The sequence below is a fragment of the Bacillus sp. PAMC28748 genome (assembly GCF_014250415.1).
GTDB classification, from domain to species: Bacteria; Bacillota; Bacilli; order Bacillales; family Bacillaceae; genus Bacillus; species Bacillus licheniformis.
In genome coordinates, this window is record NZ_CP060192.1 from 139,068 (window position 1) to 160,346 (window position 21,279).

At 47.0% G+C, this 21,279-nt stretch carries 17 protein-coding genes, 2 rRNA genes and 1 riboswitch; of the genes, 10 read left to right on the plus strand and 9 right to left on the minus strand.

Translation table 11 applies throughout. From position 1 onward, the window contains the following. Nucleotides 1-64: 64 nt before the first annotated feature. The 3 genes from H7F26_RS00785 to H7F26_RS00795 all read right to left on the minus strand — a co-directional run bounded on the left by H7F26_RS00785 (nt 65) and on the right by H7F26_RS00795 (nt 6,447). Nucleotides 65-2,995: ribosomal RNA gene (locus H7F26_RS00785) — 23S ribosomal RNA — on the minus strand. 174 nt (nt 2,996-3,169) lie between these two features. After that, nucleotides 3,170-4,720, minus strand: a 16S ribosomal RNA gene (locus H7F26_RS00790). The 16S and 23S rRNA genes sit together here, the layout of an rRNA operon. A gap of 626 nt (nt 4,721-5,346) precedes the next feature. Next, nucleotides 5,347-6,447: a GntR family transcriptional regulator gene (locus H7F26_RS00795; RefSeq protein ID WP_017474548.1), complete on the minus strand. Its 1,101-nt coding sequence runs from the start codon at nt 6,445-6,447 to the stop codon at nt 5,347-5,349. A gap of 162 nt (nt 6,448-6,609) precedes the next feature. Further along, a riboswitch (TPP riboswitch) is annotated at nt 6,610-6,709 on the plus strand. A gap of 111 nt (nt 6,710-6,820) precedes the next feature. Here H7F26_RS00795 and thiT point away from each other — a divergent pair. Beyond that, nucleotides 6,821-7,405: an energy-coupled thiamine transporter ThiT gene (gene thiT, locus H7F26_RS00800; RefSeq protein ID WP_009329439.1), complete on the plus strand. Its 585-nt coding sequence runs from the start codon at nt 6,821-6,823 to the stop codon at nt 7,403-7,405. A 40-nt stretch (nt 7,406-7,445) separates the two neighbouring features. On the opposite strand, the gene H7F26_RS00805 is transcribed toward thiT, so the two are convergent. Together H7F26_RS00805 and H7F26_RS00810 are read right to left on the minus strand one after the other, a co-directional pair. Next, nucleotides 7,446-8,003 (minus strand): class D sortase, encoded by a 558-nt coding sequence (locus H7F26_RS00805; RefSeq protein ID WP_003184674.1) that lies wholly within the window; start codon nt 8,001-8,003, stop codon nt 7,446-7,448. Nucleotides 8,004-8,109: 106 nt separating this feature from the next. Continuing rightward, entirely contained in the window at nt 8,110-9,105 is a 996-nt protein-coding gene (locus tag H7F26_RS00810) for a processed acidic surface protein (protein ID WP_003184676.1), read from the minus strand. A 180-nt stretch (nt 9,106-9,285) separates the two neighbouring features. Between H7F26_RS00810 and H7F26_RS00815 the strand changes: the two genes are divergently transcribed. The 6 genes from H7F26_RS00815 to H7F26_RS00835 all read left to right on the plus strand — a co-directional run bounded on the left by H7F26_RS00815 (nt 9,286) and on the right by H7F26_RS00835 (nt 13,666). Then, nucleotides 9,286-9,474 carry a hypothetical protein gene (locus H7F26_RS00815; RefSeq protein WP_003184678.1) on the plus strand — a complete coding sequence of 63 codons (189 nt, stop codon included), beginning with the start codon at nt 9,286-9,288 and terminating at the stop codon, nt 9,472-9,474. Between the two features lie 125 nt (nt 9,475-9,599). After that, the gene (locus H7F26_RS00820; RefSeq protein ID WP_003184679.1) at nt 9,600-10,712 is read left to right on the plus strand and encodes a response regulator aspartate phosphatase; all 1,113 of its coding nucleotides are present in this window, start codon (nt 9,600-9,602) and stop codon (nt 10,710-10,712) included. A gap of 1 nt (nt 10,713) precedes the next feature. Next, complete coding sequence (locus tag H7F26_RS21805) at nt 10,714-10,842, plus strand: hypothetical protein (protein WP_003184681.1); 129 nt, start codon at nt 10,714-10,716, stop codon at nt 10,840-10,842. A 79-nt stretch (nt 10,843-10,921) separates the two neighbouring features. After that, entirely contained in the window at nt 10,922-11,569 is a 648-nt protein-coding gene (pcp, locus tag H7F26_RS00825) for a pyroglutamyl-peptidase I (protein ID WP_003184683.1), read from the plus strand. A gap of 118 nt (nt 11,570-11,687) precedes the next feature. Next, nucleotides 11,688-12,344, plus strand: a complete 657-nt coding sequence (locus H7F26_RS00830) for a potassium channel family protein (protein ID WP_003184686.1) — start codon at nt 11,688-11,690, stop codon at nt 12,342-12,344. 2 nt (nt 12,345-12,346) lie between these two features. Beyond that, nucleotides 12,347-13,666 (plus strand): TrkH family potassium uptake protein, encoded by a 1,320-nt coding sequence (locus H7F26_RS00835; protein WP_009329440.1) that lies wholly within the window; start codon nt 12,347-12,349, stop codon nt 13,664-13,666. A 10-nt stretch (nt 13,667-13,676) separates the two neighbouring features. Here H7F26_RS00835 and H7F26_RS00840 read toward each other — a convergent pair whose 3' ends face one another. Continuing rightward, entirely contained in the window at nt 13,677-14,591 is a 915-nt protein-coding gene (locus H7F26_RS00840; RefSeq protein WP_011198226.1) for a DMT family transporter, read from the minus strand. A gap of 121 nt (nt 14,592-14,712) precedes the next feature. On the opposite strand from H7F26_RS00840, the gene H7F26_RS00845 reads away from it, so the two are divergent. Continuing rightward, nucleotides 14,713-15,198, plus strand: a complete 486-nt coding sequence (locus H7F26_RS00845; RefSeq protein WP_003184694.1) for a DinB family protein — start codon at nt 14,713-14,715, stop codon at nt 15,196-15,198. A 46-nt stretch (nt 15,199-15,244) separates the two neighbouring features. Here the strand turns inward: H7F26_RS00845 and H7F26_RS00850 are convergent, their stop codons facing one another. The 3 genes from H7F26_RS00850 to betB form a co-directional block, all read right to left on the minus strand. After that, nucleotides 15,245-15,826, minus strand: coding sequence for an MOSC domain-containing protein (locus tag H7F26_RS00850; RefSeq protein ID WP_003184696.1), 582 nt, complete (start codon nt 15,824-15,826; stop codon nt 15,245-15,247). 111 nt (nt 15,827-15,937) lie between these two features. Next, on the minus strand, nt 15,938-17,146 hold the full coding sequence (locus H7F26_RS00855; protein ID WP_003184698.1) for a choline dehydrogenase: 1,209 nt from the start codon (nt 17,144-17,146) through the stop codon (nt 15,938-15,940). 17 nt (nt 17,147-17,163) lie between these two features. Then, nucleotides 17,164-18,636, minus strand: a complete 1,473-nt coding sequence (gene betB / locus H7F26_RS00860; RefSeq protein WP_003184701.1) for a betaine-aldehyde dehydrogenase — start codon at nt 18,634-18,636, stop codon at nt 17,164-17,166. Nucleotides 18,637-18,959: 323 nt separating this feature from the next. Between betB and cudC the strand changes: the two genes are divergently transcribed. After that, the gene (gene cudC / locus H7F26_RS00865; RefSeq protein WP_003184703.1) at nt 18,960-19,514 is read left to right on the plus strand and encodes a transcriptional regulator GbsR; all 555 of its coding nucleotides are present in this window, start codon (nt 18,960-18,962) and stop codon (nt 19,512-19,514) included. 119 nt (nt 19,515-19,633) lie between these two features. Next, complete coding sequence (locus H7F26_RS00870) at nt 19,634-21,262, plus strand: high affinity choline transporter 1 (protein WP_061565925.1); 1,629 nt, start codon at nt 19,634-19,636, stop codon at nt 21,260-21,262. Nucleotides 21,263-21,279: the final 17 nt, after the last annotated feature.

A 21,279-nucleotide genomic window follows, 5' to 3' on the forward strand; every position in this document is an offset into this window, starting at 1 on the left:
TGCCTTTGGCTTTCTGAGAGCATTCTCTCAAAACTAGATAACGGACAGACGATTCACAAATATTTAGGTTAAGTCCTCGATCGATTAGTATCTGTCAGCTCCATGTGTCGCCACACTTCCACCTCAGACCTATCAACCTGATCATCTTTCAGGGATCTTACTTCCTTATAGGAATGGGAAATCTCATCTTGAGGGGGGCTTCATGCTTAGATGCTTTCAGCACTTATCCCGTCCGCACATAGCTACCCAGCGATGCCCTTGGCAGAACAACTGGTACACCAGCGGTGCGTCCATCCCGGTCCTCTCGTACTAAGGACAGCTCCTCTCAAATTTCCTGCGCCCGCGACGGATAGGGACCGAACTGTCTCACGACGTTCTGAACCCAGCTCGCGTACCGCTTTAATGGGCGAACAGCCCAACCCTTGGGACCGACTACAGCCCCAGGATGCGATGAGCCGACATCGAGGTGCCAAACCTCCCCGTCGATGTGGACTCTTGGGGGAGATAAGCCTGTTATCCCCGGGGTAGCTTTTATCCGTTGAGCGATGGCCCTTCCATGCGGAACCACCGGATCACTAAGCCCGACTTTCGTCCCTGCTCGACTTGTAGGTCTCGCAGTCAAGCTCCCTTGTGCCTTTACACTCTGCGAATGATTTCCAACCATTCTGAGGGAACCTTTGGGCGCCTCCGTTACCTTTTAGGAGGCGACCGCCCCAGTCAAACTGCCCACCTGACACTGTCTCCCTGCCCGATAAGGGCAGCGGGTTAGAAGGTCAATACAGCCAGGGTAGTATCCCACCGATGCCTCCACCGAAGCTGGCGCTCCGGTTTCCAAGGCTCCTACCTATCCTGTACAAGCTGTACCAACATTCAATATCAGGCTGCAGTAAAGCTCCACGGGGTCTTTCCGTCCTGTCGCGGGTAACCTGCATCTTCACAGGTACTATAATTTCACCGAGTCTCTCGTTGAGACAGTGCCCAGATCGTTGCGCCTTTCGTGCGGGTCGGAACTTACCCGACAAGGAATTTCGCTACCTTAGGACCGTTATAGTTACGGCCGCCGTTTACTGGGGCTTCAATTCGCACCTTCGCTTACGCTAAGCGCTCCTCTTAACCTTCCAGCACCGGGCAGGCGTCAGCCCCTATACTTCGCCTTACGGCTTCGCAGAGACCTGTGTTTTTGCTAAACAGTCGCCTGGGCCTATTCACTGCGGCTCTCTCGGGCTTGCACCCTAACAGAGCACCCCTTCTCCCGAAGTTACGGGGTCATTTTGCCGAGTTCCTTAACGAGAGTTCTCTCGATCACCTTAGGATTCTCTCCTCGCCTACCTGTGTCGGTTTGCGGTACGGGCACCTCTCACCTCGCTAGAGGCTTTTCTTGGCAGTGTGGAATCAGGAACTTCGCTACTATATTTCGCTCGCCATCACAGCTCAGCCTTATGGGAAACGGATTTGCCTATTTCCCAGCCTAACTGCTTGGACGCGGATATCCAATACCGCGCTTACCCTATCCTCCTGCGTCCCCCCATTGCTCAAATGGTGAGGAGGTGGTACAGGAATATCAACCTGTTGTCCATCGCCTACGCCTTTCGGCCTCGGCTTAGGTCCCGACTAACCCTGAGCGGACGAGCCTTCCTCAGGAAACCTTAGGCATTCGGTGGAGGGGATTCTCACCCCTCTTTCGCTACTCATACCGGCATTCTCACTTCTAAGCGCTCCACGAGTCCTTCCGGTCTCGCTTCACAGCCCTTAGAACGCTCTCCTACCACTGTTCGTAAGAACAGTCCGCAGCTTCGGTGATACGTTTAGCCCCGGTACATTTTCGGCGCAGAGTCACTCGACCAGTGAGCTATTACGCACTCTTTAAATGGTGGCTGCTTCTAAGCCAACATCCTGGTTGTCTAAGCAACTCCACATCCTTTTCCACTTAACGTATACTTTGGGACCTTAGCTGGCGGTCTGGGCTGTTTCCCTTTCGACTACGGATCTTATCACTCGCAGTCTGACTCCCAAGGATAAGTCTTTGGCATTCGGAGTTTGACTGAATTCGGTAACCCGGTAGGGGCCCCTAGTCCAATCAGTGCTCTACCTCCAAGACTCTTACCTTGAGGCTAGCCCTAAAGCTATTTCGGAGAGAACCAGCTATCTCCAGGTTCGATTGGCATTTCACCCCTACCCACACCTCATCCCCGCACTTTTCAACGTGCGTGGGTTCGGGCCTCCATTCAGTGTTACCTGAACTTCACCCTGGACATGGGTAGATCACCTGGTTTCGGGTCTACGACCACGTACTCATGCGCCCTATTCAGACTCGCTTTCGCTGCGGCTCCGTCTTTTCAAACTTAACCTTGCACGGGATCGTAACTCGCCGGTTCATTCTACAAAAGGCACGCCATCACCCGTTAACGGGCTCTGACTACTTGTAGGCACACGGTTTCAGGATCTCTTTCACTCCCCTTCCGGGGTGCTTTTCACCTTTCCCTCACGGTACTGGTTCACTATCGGTCACTAGGGAGTATTTAGCCTTGGGAGATGGTCCTCCCGGATTCCGACGGAATTTCACGTGTTCCGCCGTACTCAGGATCCACTCAGGAGAGAACGAAGTTTTGACTACAGGGCTGTTACCTCCTATGGCGGGCCTTTCCAGACCTCTTCATCTACCTCGTTCCTTTGTAACTCCGTACAGAGTGTCCTACAACCCCAAGAGGCAAGCCTCTTGGTTTGGGCTAATCCCGTTTCGCTCGCCGCTACTCAGGGAATCGCATTTGCTTTCTCTTCCTCCGGGTACTTAGATGTTTCAGTTCCCCGGGTCTGCCTTCTCATATCCTATGAATTCAGATATGGATACTGCTCCATTACGAGCAGTGGGTTTCCCCATTCGGAAATCTCCGGATCAAAGCTTGCTTACAACTCCCCGAAGCATATCGGTGTTCGTCCCGTCCTTCATCGGCTCCTAGTGCCAAGGCATCCACCGTGCGCCCTTTCTAACTTAACCGTTAAAAAGAATCACTACGTGATATCTTGCATTACAATTGAATGTGAATGTCTACTTTCGTTATCTAGTTTTCAAAGAACACGCTTTGAAGGAATGATCCTTCAAAACTAAACAAGATCCAAACGCACCTGTCTATAAGACCGCAAGGTCTTATATTCCGTATAATATCCTTAGAAAGGAGGTGATCCAGCCGCACCTTCCGATACGGCTACCTTGTTACGACTTCACCCCAATCATCTGTCCCACCTTCGGCGGCTGGGTCCAAAAGGTTACCTCACCGACTTCGGGTGTTACAAACTCTCGTGGTGTGACGGGCGGTGTGTACAAGGCCCGGGAACGTATTCACCGCGGCATGCTGATCCGCGATTACTAGCGATTCCAGCTTCACGCAGTCGAGTTGCAGACTGCGATCCGAACTGAGAACAGATTTGTGGGATTGGCTTAGCCTCGCGGCTTCGCTGCCCTTTGTTCTGCCCATTGTAGCACGTGTGTAGCCCAGGTCATAAGGGGCATGATGATTTGACGTCATCCCCACCTTCCTCCGGTTTGTCACCGGCAGTCACCTTAGAGTGCCCAACTGAATGCTGGCAACTAAGATCAAGGGTTGCGCTCGTTGCGGGACTTAACCCAACATCTCACGACACGAGCTGACGACAACCATGCACCACCTGTCACTCTGCCCCCGAAGGGGAAGCCCTATCTCTAGGGTTGTCAGAGGATGTCAAGACCTGGTAAGGTTCTTCGCGTTGCTTCGAATTAAACCACATGCTCCACCGCTTGTGCGGGCCCCCGTCAATTCCTTTGAGTTTCAGTCTTGCGACCGTACTCCCCAGGCGGAGTGCTTAATGCGTTTGCTGCAGCACTAAAGGGCGGAAACCCTCTAACACTTAGCACTCATCGTTTACGGCGTGGACTACCAGGGTATCTAATCCTGTTCGCTCCCCACGCTTTCGCGCCTCAGCGTCAGTTACAGACCAGAGAGTCGCCTTCGCCACTGGTGTTCCTCCACATCTCTACGCATTTCACCGCTACACGTGGAATTCCACTCTCCTCTTCTGCACTCAAGTTCCCCAGTTTCCAATGACCCTCCCCGGTTGAGCCGGGGGCTTTCACATCAGACTTAAGAAACCGCCTGCGCGCGCTTTACGCCCAATAATTCCGGACAACGCTTGCCACCTACGTATTACCGCGGCTGCTGGCACGTAGTTAGCCGTGGCTTTCTGGTTAGGTACCGTCAAGGTACCGCCCTATTCGAACGGTACTTGTTCTTCCCTAACAACAGAGTTTTACGATCCGAAAACCTTCATCACTCACGCGGCGTTGCTCCGTCAGACTTTCGTCCATTGCGGAAGATTCCCTACTGCTGCCTCCCGTAGGAGTCTGGGCCGTGTCTCAGTCCCAGTGTGGCCGATCACCCTCTCAGGTCGGCTACGCATCGTCGCCTTGGTGAGCCGTTACCTCACCAACTAGCTAATGCGCCGCGGGTCCATCTGTAAGTGGTAGCTAAAAGCCACCTTTTATGATTGGAACCATGCGGTTCAATCAAGCATCCGGTATTAGCCCCGGTTTCCCGGAGTTATCCCAGTCTTACAGGCAGGTTACCCACGTGTTACTCACCCGTCCGCCGCTGACCTAAGGGAGCAAGCTCCCGTCGGTCCGCTCGACTTGCATGTATTAGGCACGCCGCCAGCGTTCGTCCTGAGCCAGGATCAAACTCTCCATGAAGTAATGGAGCGCAGATTAAGTTCGTCACATCCTGTGACAACATCTGCATGACCTGCATCGTGCAGGCCCCTGACTACGCACATTCGCATGTACGATTTATTTAATGAATTAACAGGTACGTTTTGTCTTGTTTAGTTTTCAAAGATCATTTCCGCTCCTGTCCGAAGCGACTTTATTAATATAACATTCTATCAATGTGAATGTCAACAACTTTTTTTAAAAGTTTTTTTGAAGTTGTATTTATAAAGCCTTCTTTTTAGGGCGGATACTAATATAACATCTATTTTCGTTTTGCACAATAGCTTTTTTAAAAAAATAATAATCAAATGAAATTCCCGATCATCCCGGACCAGCCGACAATTGACGCAACTTATTCCTTCTTACTTACTGTTTTCTTCTATATAAAAGATGTACAGCGGCCAAAAAAATCGAGACGCTGTACCATTGTTCCCGAAGCTGCGGAAATGCCCTTAAACTCTCCGCTATCAGCCTTCAATTTAATAAAAGCTCCGAATTCGGAGCTTTTTAAAGGATCTATCTTTGTCTCATGACATTCACTCTGTCGTGCTGTTGGCAACGAAAGCAGCCGAATACTCGAATCGCTTGTATGGGTAAAGCTGATCAGCCTACCTTTTCGGCTTGGCGGTCGAATGTCTGACAACAAGTTCAGGTTTATAGACGGTAGAATGCTCAAGCTTATTCGTGTTCCGTCCCTCAACTTTGGCAATCATCCATTTTGCCGCCTCAATCCCCATCTGCATTTTCGGATGGGTGACTGATGTCAGCTTCACTTCAGACGCCTCGCTCAAGTGTGAGTCGTCATATCCGACAATTGATATGTCGTCCGGTACTTTCAAACCGAATTCCCTTACGACATCCAACACTATAAGTGCTATCTCATCATTATAGCAGAATATGGCAGTCGGGCGGTCTGCTGAGGAAAGCCGCTTCCTTGCCTCAGCAATCGTTTTTTCTTTTTTGTTCTCTGTTGTGTAAGTCACGACCATCTCCGGATAAAACGACAAGCCGTTTTCCCTGAAAGCCCGGATAAATCCTTTCATCCGGTTGACGCCCTGCATATCGTCCTGTTTAAAGAAACCGAACACTTTTTCATGGCCTAGCTTAATCAAATGCTCCGTGGCGATAAAACCGCCGTGCTCATCATCCAAAATGAAATGAGGCGGGTTTAACTCCTGATATAATTGGTTGATCATCAAATATGGTATATGGTGCTGTTCAAGGGTCAGATAGTAATTTAAATTCGGATTAAAGCTGCCGGTTTTCGTCGGCTCCACAATCAACCCATCAATTTTTTTGTCAAGCATATTTACAAGACATTGTTTTTCTTTTTCAATGTCATTATTCGTGCTCGCGACGACCAAGGTGTAACCTGCACTCGACAATGAAGATTCGATTCCTCTTATAATAGAAGGAAAAATGTAATCCGAAAGGTAAGTCGTAATGACCCCAATCATCTTATTTCTTTCCCTTCCTTTTTCAGAAAGCTGCAGGCGGTGAGAGCAATACGTCCCTGAGCCTTGCTCTCTGTATAAAAGCCCTTCATGAACAAGGTCGCCAATTGCTTGCCGGATCGTATGCCTGCTCACATCAAATATTTTCATCAATTCGTTTTCCGAATGGATTTTTTCGCCCGGCTTCACTTTGCCTTCATATATCCACGATTTAATTTCATTTTTCACCATGCTGTATTTTGTGAGTTCACTCATCAGATCAACCCTTTACTGCATCTTGTACGTATGAATAAGTTCTATTATAAGGAAAAGATGTTTGCATTGCTACATATTGGAGGGTTTCAGCAAAAGTTTTTCGAAAAATTAGCTTGTCGTCCGTTTCTTTTTTTAGTATAGTAGAATATAACTAAATAACTTGATGACCACAAGGGGAGCCTCCGGGCTGAGAGTGAACGACCGTTCTGACCCTTCGAACCTGTTAGTTAATGCTGGCGTAGGAATGTGGCAAAGTCATTTCTAATTGCATCCAAAGCAGTGCGTGGAAAACTGTCCTACTCCTTCCCCGCATTGCTTTTTTTATTGGGAAAGAAGTCCAGTATCCCTTTGTTCATCAAAAGTGAGGGTTATGATGAATCAATCTAAACAACTTGTACAGCTGATTGAAATTGCGATTATGACAGGAATAGCACTTATACTTGATATGGTGTCCGGAATGTTTTTAAAAATGCCTCAAGGCGGTTCAATCGCCGTCATGATGATTCCGATCTTCCTGATCTCCTTTAGATGGGGGCTCAAGGCAGGGCTGGCGACCGGGTTTTTAGCCGGATTGCTTCAATTTGTCACTGGAGGATTTTACGTTGTTCATCCTCTGCAGCTTCTTCTTGATTACTTTATCGCGCCTACGGCCGCGGGAATCGGCGGCTTTTTTGCCGGATCGATCCGAAATGCTTCATTTGAGAAACAAAAAGGAAAGATCATTTCCTATGTTATGCTGGCCGTCCTTCTTGGAAGCGGACTGAAATTTCTCGCACATGTCATCAGCGGCGCTGTCTTTTTTGGAAACTATGCGCCTAAAGGCACTCCGGTATGGATTTATTCATTGGTATATAATGGAACGTATATGCTTCCGTCTTTCATTGTCTGCACAATCGTCCTTTGTATACTGCTGCTAACCGCACCAAGACTTCTAGAAAACAGAACAAACATGAGATAACATAAAAAAACAGCGGATTCGCCTGAGATTCCGCTGTTTTTTATGTTTTAATCAAATCTGCGACCAATATATACCGCTCCGGTGCTGAACCGATAAAGTCAAAAGGATAGCAGGTGGAAACCGTCAATGTCGCTCTCGGCTTTGGAACTATCACCGTCCGGTCATCCGCATCCACGATTCGGACCTTTTTCACTTTGTATGTAAAAGTTCCGTAGGAAGCTTCAACAATTAACTGATCGCCTTTCCCCACTCGGCCGAGTTTTCGGAAAACCGTATCCCGGTGGCCTGATAAAACCGAGTTGTCATCTTCTCCAGGCAGAACGGATCCTGCGAAATGGCCCACGCCTTTTTGCAGCTCGTCTTCATCTGTTCCGTGATATATCGGAAGCCTTGCATTGATTTTCGGAATAACAAGATCACCGATTTTCTCCCCGGTTTCAAATGTTTGATCAATTGCCGTCTTTTCTTTTTTCGTCGTCTGAATCGGAGGTTTTTCAGGCTTTTCCTCTTCTTTCATCTGCTGAAATGAAAATAGAGCGTAGCCGTGCATCAGCTTGAACACATTCGTTGTTGTAAAATAAGCGCCGCACGCAACCATCGCAATGGCTGCAAGCCAGATGATCTTTTTTCGATGTGCCTTAATTTCCTTTCACTCCTTATAAAAACTTCCCATTCTATACAGACTTAGAATGGGAAGTAAAATGTTAAGCCGCTTTTCGAAGCCTTCTGACCATAAACAATCCGCCAAACATCAGAACGGCGCCAAAGATCGACCATTCTGCGTAATGCCCGGCCGTTTTCGGAAGCTTTGCACCTTTAACCGTCTTTTTCACATGAGATTTCTTTGCGTCGTGTTTAACAGCCGTTTGGGTTTGCTTCACTTTCGACCCTGTGTCATGAATTAAATCAGATCCGATCATTTCAGGCGTCAGCAATACATCCAAAATGAAATTGCCCTGCAGATCGTATACTTCCACTAGGAGGCTTGCTCCCTTCAGATCTTCAGCACTGACAAGCGTCGTCAAAGACACTTCTTTTTTCTTTCCGTCTTTAACAAGATAATATTTCGTTTTCACTTCGAGCGTCTTCTGAAGATCGTTTAAAATGGACAGCATTTCAGCGATATCCTGAGCTGACAGCTCTGATACAGACTCGAAATCGGCTACCGCTTCAAGACGTTCTCCAAGAGCCATCAAGTCATTTTCAAGGTTCGGATTGTTATCGCGCACTTTTCGGAGGTGATTCACGAGTCTTTCCCACTCCTGATCATCCACACCCAATTCTTGAAACATGTTTCCGATCTGAAAATCGTCTTCTTCATATGTCACGGTGTAGAGCGCATCGTCCAATTCGTATTCAAACATAAACACGTCGAGAATGTTTTGGCCGCTTTCCATATAGCCATTTTCAACAAATAGGTCAGCCGCTTCTTTTTCGCTCAATCCGTATTCTTTCAAATAGGATGCCAAAAGCTTTTTAGTCAGTCTTTGCCCTAAAAAGTCTTTCAACTCTTCCACCGAGTCAAAACCTTTTAAACTCTCATCATATGTATCCTGCAAATAGGCTTCCAATTCTTTTTCTGTCATTCCTATTTCTTCAAGATAATCTTTAAGCTCGGCCTGTTTCGGCGCGGCAAAAGCTCCTGCTGCCGGCACTAAAACCAGGATGCAGACCAATAGTGACATCAGCCTTTTTTTCATTTTGTATGACCCCCTAAATTTATCTTTCATTTTGATTATAGTGGAAATATTTTTAAAAACATGTATTGTAATTGAAAATCTTTTCGTCTATAATATTTTGTTCTTTTTCCTACTTAAACAGGCATAATCTTTCCCTCTATTGAATGTAATATAGTAAAGCGAATAGAGGAGGGTATACAAATGAATCCTTACTATATGATGCTCTTATGTTATGTCCTATCGATCATCCACTTTTTAATAGGCTATCGGGAAGCCCTGAAAATAAGCGGGGCTGACGGGCTGGTCAACGGAACCGCAATGATCTCCTGTATTCCGCTTGGCGCGGTTTTCGCTTTTTTCGCGCACTTTTTTTGGAAAATGACGATTTAATTTCGGGAATGAATTTTTTCGCCAACAAACATGCATTTCCGTGTTATTCACAGACGGCGGCAGTTTATGCTATGATTAATAGAACTTCAATTTACAAAAAATTCACAAAGATTGGAGGGAAAAGAATGGCCAAAGCCGTGGCTTCTCAAGAAGTCGCCAATATGCTGAACGACTGGTACATACTGATGAAAAAACGAGACATTTCAGGTTCAATCGAAATGAAAGATGACATAGATAAAGCAATTGAAAAGATGGAAGAAGATCATGACGTTCTTCTCTATTATCAAATGCTGGATTTTCGCTTAAGGCTTCTTCTTGAAGATATCTCCCAATCTTCCACAGAAAAATTGGAAGCCATCAGTTTTAAGGACAAAGATCCAAAAAGTACGGACGATAAGCTGAATTATTATTTTTATCTGTTCAAAGGGATTTATGAAGACTACAAGCAAAACCATACAGAAGCGCTTAATTTTTTCAGAATAGCGGAAAAAAGGCTGAGCGTCATTCAAAATGAAATTGAAAAAGCCGAATTTCATTATAAAATCGGTGTTTTGTATTACAACTTAAAAGCGACATGGCTGTCGATTCACCACATCAACATTGCCTCAGGCATCTTCCAAGGGTATGACGGGTATGCCAAGCGGGTCATCAACTGCAAAATGCTGATCGGGCTCAATTATATTGACCAATTTAAGTTTGCCGAAAGTGAAGTATTGTTAAAGGAAGCAATTGAAAAAACCGAAAAAATCGGCGACCAATATCTTTTGCCTTATACCTACTATAATATGGGCTTTTTGAAGAGTAAGGAAGATAAACACGAAGAAGCGCTGAAGTATTATAATAAAGCTTTTGCAATCAAAGACTTTGAAACGAAAGCCAAGTATGCTTACCTTCTATGTGTATATGAAAACACAAGGTCTCTTTTCAAAACCAACGATCCCGACCAAGCTTTTAAATGGATCGACACAGGCTTTAAAAAAGCTCAAGAAGTGAATAGCGAAATTTTCGAATTAAAATTCAAAACTTTATATACATTACATTCCGATTGTCAGAATAAACTGGAAGTAATCAAGGACTTTATTCACCAATTAGAAGATAAAAAAGCATGGGTTGATCTGGAGGAATTGCTGATGGACGTAGCGAATTACTATAGGGAAAATAAGTTATACGAAGAAGCCATATATTTCTACATTAAAACAGACAAGGCAAGTAAACTTGCCGGAAGAGGAGGAGAATAGGATGAAAAAAGTGTTGTTAGCTGTATTTGTATTAGGCACTGTTTTCAGCTTTTCGTTTGCAAATCACGCTCCTGAAGCGGCTTCCCAAAGCAATGAGATACTTTTGGCTTCTCGTGGAGCAGGCGGGTGACTACATCCTCAAAATACCCATTCAGACATCTGCTGAATGGGTATTTTGCACTTTACATTCATATTCAGGAGTGATCGATATGGGAAAGAAAGTACTGCTGACAGGATTTGACCCCTTTGGGGGAGAAACAGTCAATCCGTCCTGGGAAGCTGTAAAACGGCTGAACGGAGAGGAAGCAGAAGGCGTCTCTATCGCAGCGGAGCAGATTCCGACCGTTTTTCATCATTCAGCGGCCGTTTTGAAAAAAGCGATCGAAAAGCACAAACCCGATGTCGTCATTTGCGCAGGGCAAGCAGGCGGCAGGGCTCATATTACGCCGGAACGCATCGCAATCAACATCGATGATGCTCGCATTCCGGATAATGAAGACCGGGAACCGATCGATGAACCCATCGCGGCAGACGGGCCTGCTGCTTACTGGTCCGCGCTTCCGATCAAGCTCATTGTGAAAGAGTTGAGAAAAAACGGAATACCGGCCTCCGTCTCCAATTCAGCGGGAACTTTCGTATGCAACCATCTCTTTTACCAGTTAATGCACCGTATAGACCGCACCTCGGCAAACATCCGCGGAGGGTTCATCCACATTCCGTTTCTCCCCGAACAAACAATCGATAAACCCGAGCCGAGTCTCAGCCTTGAAACGATCGTCGAAGGACTTAGAATAGCTGCGGTCATCTCCGCCCTGCACGAAAAAGATATTCGCGAAACGGGCGGATCGATCAGCTGACACCGCAGCCGCCTCAAAGCGCCCTCCGGCTTCACCTTCCGGATTCTTGTACATCCCAGTGTGTTTTTCTTAAAAAAAGTAAACACTATAAGAAAAACAGGTAAAAGGGTGAATACGGATGCAGAAATCTTACGCCGTTTTCGGGCTCGGCCAGTTCGGCGGCAGCCTTGTGAAAGCCTTCCACGCAAAAGGGGCGGAAGTCTTAGGCATCGACAAATCAGAAGAAAAAGTAAACGAATATTCTACTTATGCAACCTACACCATTTGCGCCAACGCCGTTGATGAAAAGACCTTGAAACAAATCGGGATACGCAACATTGACCACGCATTTGTATCATTTGGCGATGACATTGAAGCAAGCATTCTGACCTCGCTTTTGCTGATTGAAATGGGCGTCCCCAAAGTATGGACGAAAGCACAAAATGACTATCACCAAAAAGTTCTCCATAAAATCGGCGTCCATCGTATCATTCATCCTGAAAAAGATATGGCCAAGCGGATAGCCAGCCATATCACGTCGGAAAAGATGATCGATTTTGTCGAGCTGTCGCCAAACTACAGCATCGTCGAAATTGTGGCCACTAAAAAGCTGGACAAAAGAAGCCTGGGGGATATCGACGTACGCGCCAACTTCGGCTGCAATATCGTCGGCATAAAAAGGGACGGGCATTTCATCATCGCACCGAGCGCTGATGACATGATATATGAAAACGATATTTTGATTGTGATCGGGCAAAATAAAGATATTGAGACCTTTGAAAAAAAGGGCGATTAACCGTGAAGTTTAAACAGATACAATTAAGCCCGTCCCAACTGCTCGTGCTAGTGTTTTTATTTTTCATCATATTAGGAACCCTTTTATTGAAGCTGCCGGCAGCAACGCCCAAGCCTATAGGCTGGATTGATACGCTTTTTACATCGACCTCGGCGATGACTGTTACCGGTCTGGCCGTCGTTGATACAGGCACGGATTATACGATGTTTGGTCAGCTTATTATTCTCGTTCTCATCCAGCTCGGGGGACTCGGCATCATGTCTTTTGCGGTGCTCATTTTTATCATGCTCGGGAAAAAAATCGGCCTGAAAGAACGGCTGTTGATTCAGCAGTCGCTTAATCAGACTTCTTTAGGCGGGATTATTAAACTGATCAAGAGTTTGTTTATTTACTCCTTCGCGATTGAAATGCTGGCCATGCTGATACTTGCTGTCAAATGGATTCCTGAATACGGTCTCGCCCGCGGCATCTACTACAGCCTGTTCCATGCGGTTTCCTCCTTTAACAATGCGGGATTTTCCATATGGCCGGACAGTTTAATGCGGTATGAAGGCGATCCGCTCGTCAACCTGGTGATCAGTTTTTTGTTCATCGTCGGCGGGATAGGATTTACTGTATTGTCCGATTTATGGCATAAGCGGAGCTTTAAAAAGTTGAGCCTTCATTCGAAATTGATGATATACGGTACGTTTATCGTCAATTTGGCAGCCATGATCCTTATTTTTCTGCTTGAGTATCAAAATCAAAAAACGCTGGGAATGCTTCCGCTAGCTGAAAAACTTTGGGGCGCCTATTTTCAGGCTGTGACCCCGAGAACAGCAGGATTTAACACGACAGACATCGGAAGCCTGCGCGAAAGCACGATCACGCTTTTGCTCCTTCTTATGTTTGTCGGAGCGGGGAGCGCATCGACCGGCGGAGGAATCAAGCTGACGACGTTTCTTGTCATTCTTCTGTCGGTTATCACTTTTTTAAAGGGCAAAAAACATATTTCAATAGCCAAAAAAACGCTGAAAGACCAATTGATCCTCCGGTCGCTCGCTATTTCAACAATCAGCGTGCTGTTGATTTTAACGGCCATCTTTATTTTAAATATGACAGAACCTATACCGTTTTTGGCGATTTTGTTTGAAGTCGTTTCAGCTTTCGGCACGGTCGGCCTGTCAATGGGGATTACGGCCGACCTGTCCCCTATCGGGAAGATGCTGATTGTTTTCATTATGTTTCTCGGAAAACTCGGGCCGCTCACATTGGCGTTTTCCCTGGCCAGACCTGAAAAGGAAAACATCCGCTATTCAAGCGAAGATATTTTGACTGGATAAAGCGCGGACTTTAAAGCGCCTTGGGCGTTTTCCCTTTCACCGCCGGGACGTTGTTTTTCCGTATGCTTTGCGAGGCCATGAACAGGATGATGCCTGAAAAAATGACCGCTCCGCCGATCACCTGCGTCATCATGACGGATTCGTCTAAAATCCAATACGCCAGCGCAACCGCTCCGACGGGTTCAAATAAAATCGCCACAGAAATCATATTTGTGCTCAGCCATTTCAGCACCCAGTTAAAGAGCGAGTGGCCGAGCAAAGTCGGAATGACGGCAAGCAGAAAGAAGTAACCCCAATCTGACGCAGGATAAGAAAAAAAGGCGGCGCCCGAAAACAGGCAGTATAGACATAAAGTGAGGGCGCTGATTCCATATACAATAAAAGTGTAAACGGTCAAGCTGTGGCGTTTTCTGACATGCTGGCCAAACAGCAGATATGCCGTCACAAGCGCACATGCCAAAAGCGCCAGGATATCGCCGTAGAGCGCCTGGCCGCTTACTTTGAAATCCCCCCAGCTGATGTACACGCTTCCGCCGATCGCGAGAAGCGCACTGATGATCCCAGCGAACGAGACTCTTTCTTTAAATAAAAAATATGTACCGATAAAGGAAAAGATCGGCTGCAGCGTAACAAGAACAACCGAGCTCGCCACAGACGTGTATTCAAGCGAGCGAAACCATAAAATAAAATGAAATGCTAAAAAGAATCCCGCTGCCGCGGAAAACAGCCAGTCTTTTTTCGAAAAACCCAAGACTTCTTTTCTTTTTCCCCAGAAAAAAGGAAAGATCAGCAAAGCGGAAAAAAAGAGACGATAAAAAGCGATGATTCCAGCATCAGCTGTTGACAGCCTGACGAAGATGGCGGAGGAAGACACAGCCAACACCCCGACCACTAATGCTATATACGGGTACAATGTGGTTCTCAAAATGAAATCCTTCCTTCTTTTCATTTTTTTCTTAAGCATATCCGATGGCGATGCGAAAATCGAGTGTTTTTTGGTTATTTTACCAGCCTTCGATATGGTACAGTTAAAACTAGGAGGGGATATGATGAGCATTTTTAATGAAGCGAGAAAAGAACTTTGGAGCGAGATTCAAGGCCTGTCAGACGAAATGCTGAATAAAAGGCCGGCGGAAGACGAATGGAGCATTCAAGAAGTGATCGACCACCTGAAAAAAATCGATCTGATGGCACTTCAAATCTTGAAGGAACAAATCAAGCATGCACCGGTTAAATCAATCGAAGATAAACCGGTTCATCAGTTGGAAGACAGAAGCTCCAAACGAAAGGCGCCTCCATATGCGGAGCCGGAAAGAAAAACAGCGGATGCTTTAACCCTCAAAGCTGAGCTCGACAATGTCAGAACACAATTAACTTCAGTCATCGCCGCCTTTCACGATGAAGATTTTCAAAGGGTGCTGCCGCATCCGATTTTCGAAGAGCTTACGGTCAGGCAGTGGCTCGACTTCATCGGCCATCATGAAAGAAGACATATTAAACAGATCAAAGAAGTCAAGCAGAAACTGTTGTAATAAGCGGAAAGCCCCGGCTCTTAGAGACTCGGGGCTTTTCATCCGCCTAGGCAAACGACCTGGCGTCTTTCATGGCAGCAGGCGAATACGCCCACACTTCTGCTTGGTCGCCTTGATGGATCAGGCCCGGGCGTTCAACGATGCAGACGATTCCCCTTCTTCCCATCGCATGGCGCACAAAGCGCGAAGCAAGCTTCGGTTTGTCGGGAAACTGCTCCTGAATGACTTCTCCGGGCTGAATGCACGGCTCATTCTCGCCCTCGCTCAACAAAGAGGCGCCGCTTGGAAAAACGATTCTGCTTCCTTCTCTTAATGAGGTTAAATCAGGCAGGCCGCTTAATGCGATATTGGCCCCGAGCCATTCCGGAAGGACCGCCGGAATGTTCAGCCGTCCGGCAATTTCAAGGCACTCTTCTACCGAGACGATAGAAATCTGCCTCCTGTTGAAAATCTCCGTTCCTCTTTTATACATCGGCTCCCTTGCCCCGGCTTTTTTCGTCAGTCCAAAATGCAGATCCCCCGGTATGCCCCCGTAATCGATTACGATCTTTGCCTGTTTCTCTGTCACAAATGACGCTGTGTCCGCTATGTATACGTGCTCCGCCACAGCCGTGCGCTTCTTCCACATTCAACCCATCCCCTTTTTTTCAAGATGTGATTTATTTTACATTGCCTCCCTTTTTTTCTCAAATTGAAAAAGCCCGCTGTGTGCTGCACACAACGGGCTTTTTCAATTTTTTCAGACAGTTTTCGGGGTTAAATTGAAGCAGCGTTTGTAAATCCAATTGTACGCTTTTTCGTTCAGGTCTCTAGGGTTACCGACCGTTTGCGGATCTTTCATCGCTTCTTTTGAAAGGCGGTCGATCATGTCAGATGATACGCCTTGCTCTTCAAGACTAGGAATCTCTAAGTCTTCCACAAGCTGATACATCCAGTTCACCGCAGCTTTAGCCGCTTCAACTGCAGACATGCCGCTTGTGTCAATTCCGAACGCTTTTGCAATGCGGGCAAATTTTTCAGGGTAGCCTTTCCAGTTGTATTCCATTACAGGGCCCATCATCGCCGCCACACATTGGCCGTGCGCGACAGGGATGATCCCTCCGAGCGTCTGGCTCATCGCGTGAGCAGCGCCTGCGGATTCGCTTCCGTAAGAAAGGCCTGCAAGCATGGCCGCCTGCGCCATGCCGTATCTCGCTTCAAGATCTTCTCCATCGGCAAACGCTCTGCGGATGTAATGTGCGCCGTATTCGATCGCAAGAAGGGCCACCGCGTCAGTAATCGGCTGGGCAAATTTCATCGTATAGCACTCGATGGCATGAGCCAAAGCGTCAACGCCGGTCATCGCTGTTACGTGCGGAGGCATTGATACATGCAATTCAGGATCGATAATTGTCAAATGAGCTGCAATCAGCGGGCCGCCCGTATTGAATTTAAATTCGCGCTCTTCATCTGTGATAACCGCCCATTGTGTAACTTCTGAGCCGGTTCCGGCAGTCGTCGGGATCGTTGTAAGCGGAGGAATCCGGTTTTCAAGCGGCTTTTTTCCTTCTGCCGCTTCATAGTCAAGGACTGAGCCTTCATGAGTGGCTTCAACTCCGATCGCTTTCGCCGTATCCATTGAGCTTCCGCCGCCGACCGCGACAAGGCCGTCGCAGTTTTCTTCAGCATACAGTTTGGAACCTTCAGCGACAAGACGGACAGGCGGATTCGGCTCGACTTTATTAAAGACGGCAACTTCTACGCCTGCTTCCTGAAGGGATACAACGACCGGGTTTGTTACACCGGCTTTGTAGATGCCAGGGTCTGTGACAAGCAGCGCTTTTGAAACGCCAAGCTTTTTCACTTCTTCCCCCACATGTTTAACGGCTCCGATTCCATGCTTAATGACGGTAGGGATTTCAAACGTGTGGAATTTGTTCATCGCTTCTACTTTCATATTTAAAGCCATGAATAGTCTCCTCCTTCTTATGCTTTAAACCAATTGACAGCCGCCGGTTTCGTATTGCGGTAGACATGCTTCACTTCTGTGTATTCTTCAAGGCCCATGCGGCCAAGCTCGCGGCCGATGCCTGACTGCTTGTAACCTCCCCAAGGCGCTTGTGCGAAATAAGGGTGGAAGTCATTGATCCAGACGGTTCCCATGCGCAGTTTGGAAGCGACGCGCTCCGCTTTTTCGATGTCTTTTGACCAAACGGCGCCGGCAAGGCCGTAAATCGTATCGTTCGCAAGTGAGACAACCTCTTCTTCTGTTTTAAATGTTTCAACTGTTAATACAGGACCGAATACTTCTTCCTTAACGATTCTCATATCTGATGTACAGCTCGAGAAGATTGTCGGCAGATAGAAGAAGCCATTTGCAAGTTCAGGGTCCTCCGGACGTTTTCCGCCTGTTTCCAGCTTGGCGCCTTCTTGCAAGCCGATTTCCACATATTTTTCAACTTTGCTGCGGTGTTCAGCTGAAATAAGCGGACCGCTCTGTGTCTCCTCGTGAAATCCGTTGCCAAGCTTGATTTTTTTCGCACGCTTGACAAGCTCTGCGACAAACTCATCATGAATGGACTCTTCAACGAGAAGACGAGCGCCCGCAGAGCAAACCTGTCCTGCGTGGAAAAATACCGCATTCAGCGCCTGGTCAACCGCTACGTCAAAATCTGCGTCTTTAAACACAATATTCGGATTTTTCCCGCCAAGCTCAAGCGCAATTTTTTTCACATTCGTACTTGCAGCCTGCATGATTTTCTTTCCGGTTTCAATTCCGCCGGTGAAGGAAATTAAGTCGACGTCTTTATTTCTGGCAAGTTCATCGCCGACAGTCGCCCCGGGGCCGAGAACAAGGTTGGCCACCCCTTCAGGCACACCGGCTTCTTCCATCAGCTTGAAGATCTTAATGGTTGTCAGCGGTGTGATTTCACTTGGTTTGACAACGATCGTGTTGCCCGCCGCCAAAGCCGGAGCGATTTTCCAGCTTGCCTGCAGGAGCGGATAGTTCCACGGTGTGATCTGCCCGCAGACACCGACCGGCTCCCTGACAATTTTGCTTTTAGAATCGGGGATCGGTGAAGAAATGACTTCTCCGCCGTCTTTATCCGCAAGCCCTGCATAATATTGAAATACGTTTGCAATATCATCCATATCGGCTCTGCTTTCTTCAATCGTCTTGCCGGTATCAAGCGATTCAAGTTCTGCCAGCTCTTCGTGGTCGCGTCTGATCAGTTCGGCGATCTTTAATACGATGTTGCCTCGTTCAAGACCCGGCGTATTCGCCCACTCGCCGTCGTCAAATGCGCGGCGCGCTGCAGCAATCGCCCTAACAGCGTCTTCTCTGTCTCCTTCACTGACGGTTTCAATATGCTCTTGATTGTAAGGATTGATAATTTGGCGAGTCTCGCCTTTTTTGGCGCCCACCCACTTTCCGTCAATGAAAAGTGTTTGACTCATAAAAGCAGCCTCCTCATTACGCAAAGTTTGTTAAATAAAAATTTAATGTTTTGAACACTTTGAATTTATCATGCGCCATTTTTTGTGTCAAAGCAAATCAGGCTGATTATTTTTTTTGAATTTTATGTGAATGCAGAGCTCACATGGGCTGAGACCGTTTGAAAAAAATTTTTGATTTTGACATTTCAATTTCTTTCGTTAAGATAAAGAACGTACAGAAATAACTTAACAAACTTAACGCGGATTTTAGAACAATCCCCGATTTTTCGGGGGGCATTGAATCTGCAATGCCGATGTTCCGCTCCTGTGAAAGGAGGCAAGTTATGGACAATCCCCGTGATGTTTCAGCAAAAGAAACGATCGCACAGGCAAAAGATCTTGTCATTGATTCAATCGCAGAAACAATGGATCTGTACGGCATTACCCGGAGTGCGGGCATTTTGTACGGAACGATGTACCTTTCGGATGAAATGACGCTGGACGAAATGCGGGAAGAACTGCAAATGAGCAAGCCCAGCATGAGCACAAGCGTAAAAAAGCTCCAAGACTTAAACGTCGTCAAAAAGACATTCCACAGAGGAAGAAGAAAACACAGCTTTGTTGCTGAAAAGGATTTCTTCAAATTTTTCACAAGCTTTTTCCCTAAAAAATGGGAAAGGGAAGTCAAAGTGAATCTCATGGCTATTCAAGACGCTCAAAAAGCATTGGAGGACATCATCGAAAGCGAAGGGCTTGACGAAAGCATAAAAGAGGAAGCGAGAACTCTTTATGACCAGCTTGAACATTCAAAACCGTATTATGACTGGCTGCTGAGACTCGCTAAATCTGTCCAATCCGGAGAGATTTTTGAGTTTATACCGATTGATAACAAGAAATAAAAAGGTTTTATCCGCTCTGAAGTCAGCAATTTGCATACTTCCCAGAGTGGGGCAAAACCTTTTTTCATATTTTAATTTCAAGAAAATTCAAAAAATATTTTCGGAGGCGATGTGCATACATGAATTATGCTGAGAAGAAAAAAAACTGGATCAAATTAGGTATTTTTGCGCTGTTTGCGGGAGGCATACTCGCGTATATCGGCATTTCGAATGCGGACATTCATTGGGGCGGCTTTATCTCCATGATGATATTCTTTGCTTTCACCTATTATTTAGGCGCTTTTTACGCAGCAAAGAAATCAAATTCTTTTTCCGATATGATCGTGGCAAAAAGGAGCATGCCGTTTTTCGTCGGAATGGTGACGATGGCCGCAACATGGGTCGGCGGCGGATATATTAACGGAACGGCCGAATCGACTTACAGCGACGGCCTCATCTGGGCCCAAGCGCCTTGGGGCTACACATTGAGCCTGATTATCGGCGGTATTTTCTTCGCCAGAAAAATGCGCCGTCATCAATTTATGACCATTATCGATCCTCTCGAACAGCGCTTCGGTAAGCGGATGGCCGGCGTTTTATATATACCGGCGCTGTTAGGAGAATTGTTTTGGAGCGCCGCGATCTTAACGGCATTGGGCACGACTTTCGGAATGATTCTGAATATCGATTTCCAAACGTCGATTATTCTTTCGGCGATGATCGCCATCGCTTATACGGTGGCCGGAGGCATGTGGGCAGTTGCTTTCACAGATGTCTTTCAAATGATTGTCATTTTGCTCGGGCTGTTTTTAGTCGTCCCATTTGTATTGTCGAATGTCGGTGCTCTCGATAGCGTATGGGCAAATTACAGGCACGATTTCGGCAGCAGCGCCAATCTGCTTCCGCCGTTGGACGGCTGGAAAAACCCGGATTGGGGAAACCTGTTTTGGAACTGGTGGGATAATGCGCTCCTCTTAATTTTCGGAGGTATCGCATGGCAGGTGTACTTTCAGCGCGTTCTTTCGGCAAAATCGGAAAGCGCCGCCATGTGGCAGTCGATAATTGCCGGAGTGATCTGCATCATTGCCGCCATTCCGTGCGTAATCATCGGAGCTGCCGGAAACAGTACCGATTGGAGCCTGTTCGGAGCGAGCGCTCCGGATAACCCGGCGATGATTTTGCCGCAAACGCTTGCGTATTTGACGCCAGGAATCATCGCAGGCCTCGGCTTGGGTGCAATCGCAGCAGCCGTCATGTCAAGCATGGACTCATCGATTCTATCGGCATCATCAATGGCCGCATGGAATATTTACCGTCCGCTCATCAAGCCGAAGGCCACCCAAAAACAGCTGCAAAAAGTCGTCAAACGCTCAATCATTTTGTTCGGCGCGGGAGCAGCGGTCATCGCGCTGAATGTCAAAAGCGTTTATACTTTATGGTATTTGGCTTCGGATTTAGTTTATTGCATTCTTTTTCCCCAGTTAACAATGGCCCTCTTTTATAAAAGAGCAAATCTTTACGGGTCGATTGCTGGATTTGCAGTTGCAGTCATTCTGAGGCTCGGCGGTGGTGAACCCGCATTCGGCATTCCGCCGCTTCTGCCGTATCCGATGATTGAAGACGGCACGGTCCTCTTTCCTTTCCGGACGCTGGCTGCAGTCACAGCATTTATGACGATCTTCGCTGTGTCCGAATTGACGCAGCGCAAATGCCCTCCTAAACAGCTTGTACTCCCCCAAGAAAAACAGAAAGACGACCGCGCGGCTTAAATAGGAAAAACGCCCGG

What these genes read in the sequence shown, in the direction of transcription:
- H7F26_RS00850 (WP_003184696.1), bottom strand. Translation starts at nt 15,826, where the DNA reads ATGTGGAAGAAGCGCACGGCTGTGGCGGAGCACGTATACATAGCGGAC.
- H7F26_RS00820 (WP_003184679.1), top strand. Translation starts at nt 9,600, where the DNA reads ATGGCCAAAGCCGTGGCTTCTCAAGAAGTCGCCAATATGCTGAACGAC.
- H7F26_RS00870 (WP_061565925.1), top strand. Translation starts at nt 19,634, where the DNA reads ATGAATTATGCTGAGAAGAAAAAAAACTGGATCAAATTAGGTATTTTT.
- H7F26_RS00845 (WP_003184694.1), top strand. Translation starts at nt 14,713, where the DNA reads ATGATGAGCATTTTTAATGAAGCGAGAAAAGAACTTTGGAGCGAGATT.
- H7F26_RS00855 (WP_003184698.1), bottom strand. Translation starts at nt 17,146, where the DNA reads ATGGCTTTAAATATGAAAGTAGAAGCGATGAACAAATTCCACACGTTT.
- thiT (WP_009329439.1), top strand. Translation starts at nt 6,821, where the DNA reads ATGAATCAATCTAAACAACTTGTACAGCTGATTGAAATTGCGATTATG.
- H7F26_RS00795 (WP_017474548.1), bottom strand. Translation starts at nt 6,447, where the DNA reads ATGAGTGAACTCACAAAATACAGCATGGTGAAAAATGAAATTAAATCG.
- H7F26_RS00810 (WP_003184676.1), bottom strand. Translation starts at nt 9,105, where the DNA reads ATGAAAAAAAGGCTGATGTCACTATTGGTCTGCATCCTGGTTTTAGTG.
- betB (WP_003184701.1), bottom strand. Translation starts at nt 18,636, where the DNA reads ATGAGTCAAACACTTTTCATTGACGGAAAGTGGGTGGGCGCCAAAAAA.
- cudC (WP_003184703.1), top strand. Translation starts at nt 18,960, where the DNA reads ATGGACAATCCCCGTGATGTTTCAGCAAAAGAAACGATCGCACAGGCA.
- H7F26_RS00805 (WP_003184674.1), bottom strand. Translation starts at nt 8,003, where the DNA reads ATGGTTGCGTGCGGCGCTTATTTTACAACAACGAATGTGTTCAAGCTG.
- H7F26_RS00830 (WP_003184686.1), top strand. Translation starts at nt 11,688, where the DNA reads ATGCAGAAATCTTACGCCGTTTTCGGGCTCGGCCAGTTCGGCGGCAGC.
- H7F26_RS21805 (WP_003184681.1), top strand. Translation starts at nt 10,714, where the DNA reads ATGAAAAAAGTGTTGTTAGCTGTATTTGTATTAGGCACTGTTTTCAGC.
- pcp (WP_003184683.1), top strand. Translation starts at nt 10,922, where the DNA reads ATGGGAAAGAAAGTACTGCTGACAGGATTTGACCCCTTTGGGGGAGAA.
- H7F26_RS00815 (WP_003184678.1), top strand. Translation starts at nt 9,286, where the DNA reads ATGAATCCTTACTATATGATGCTCTTATGTTATGTCCTATCGATCATC.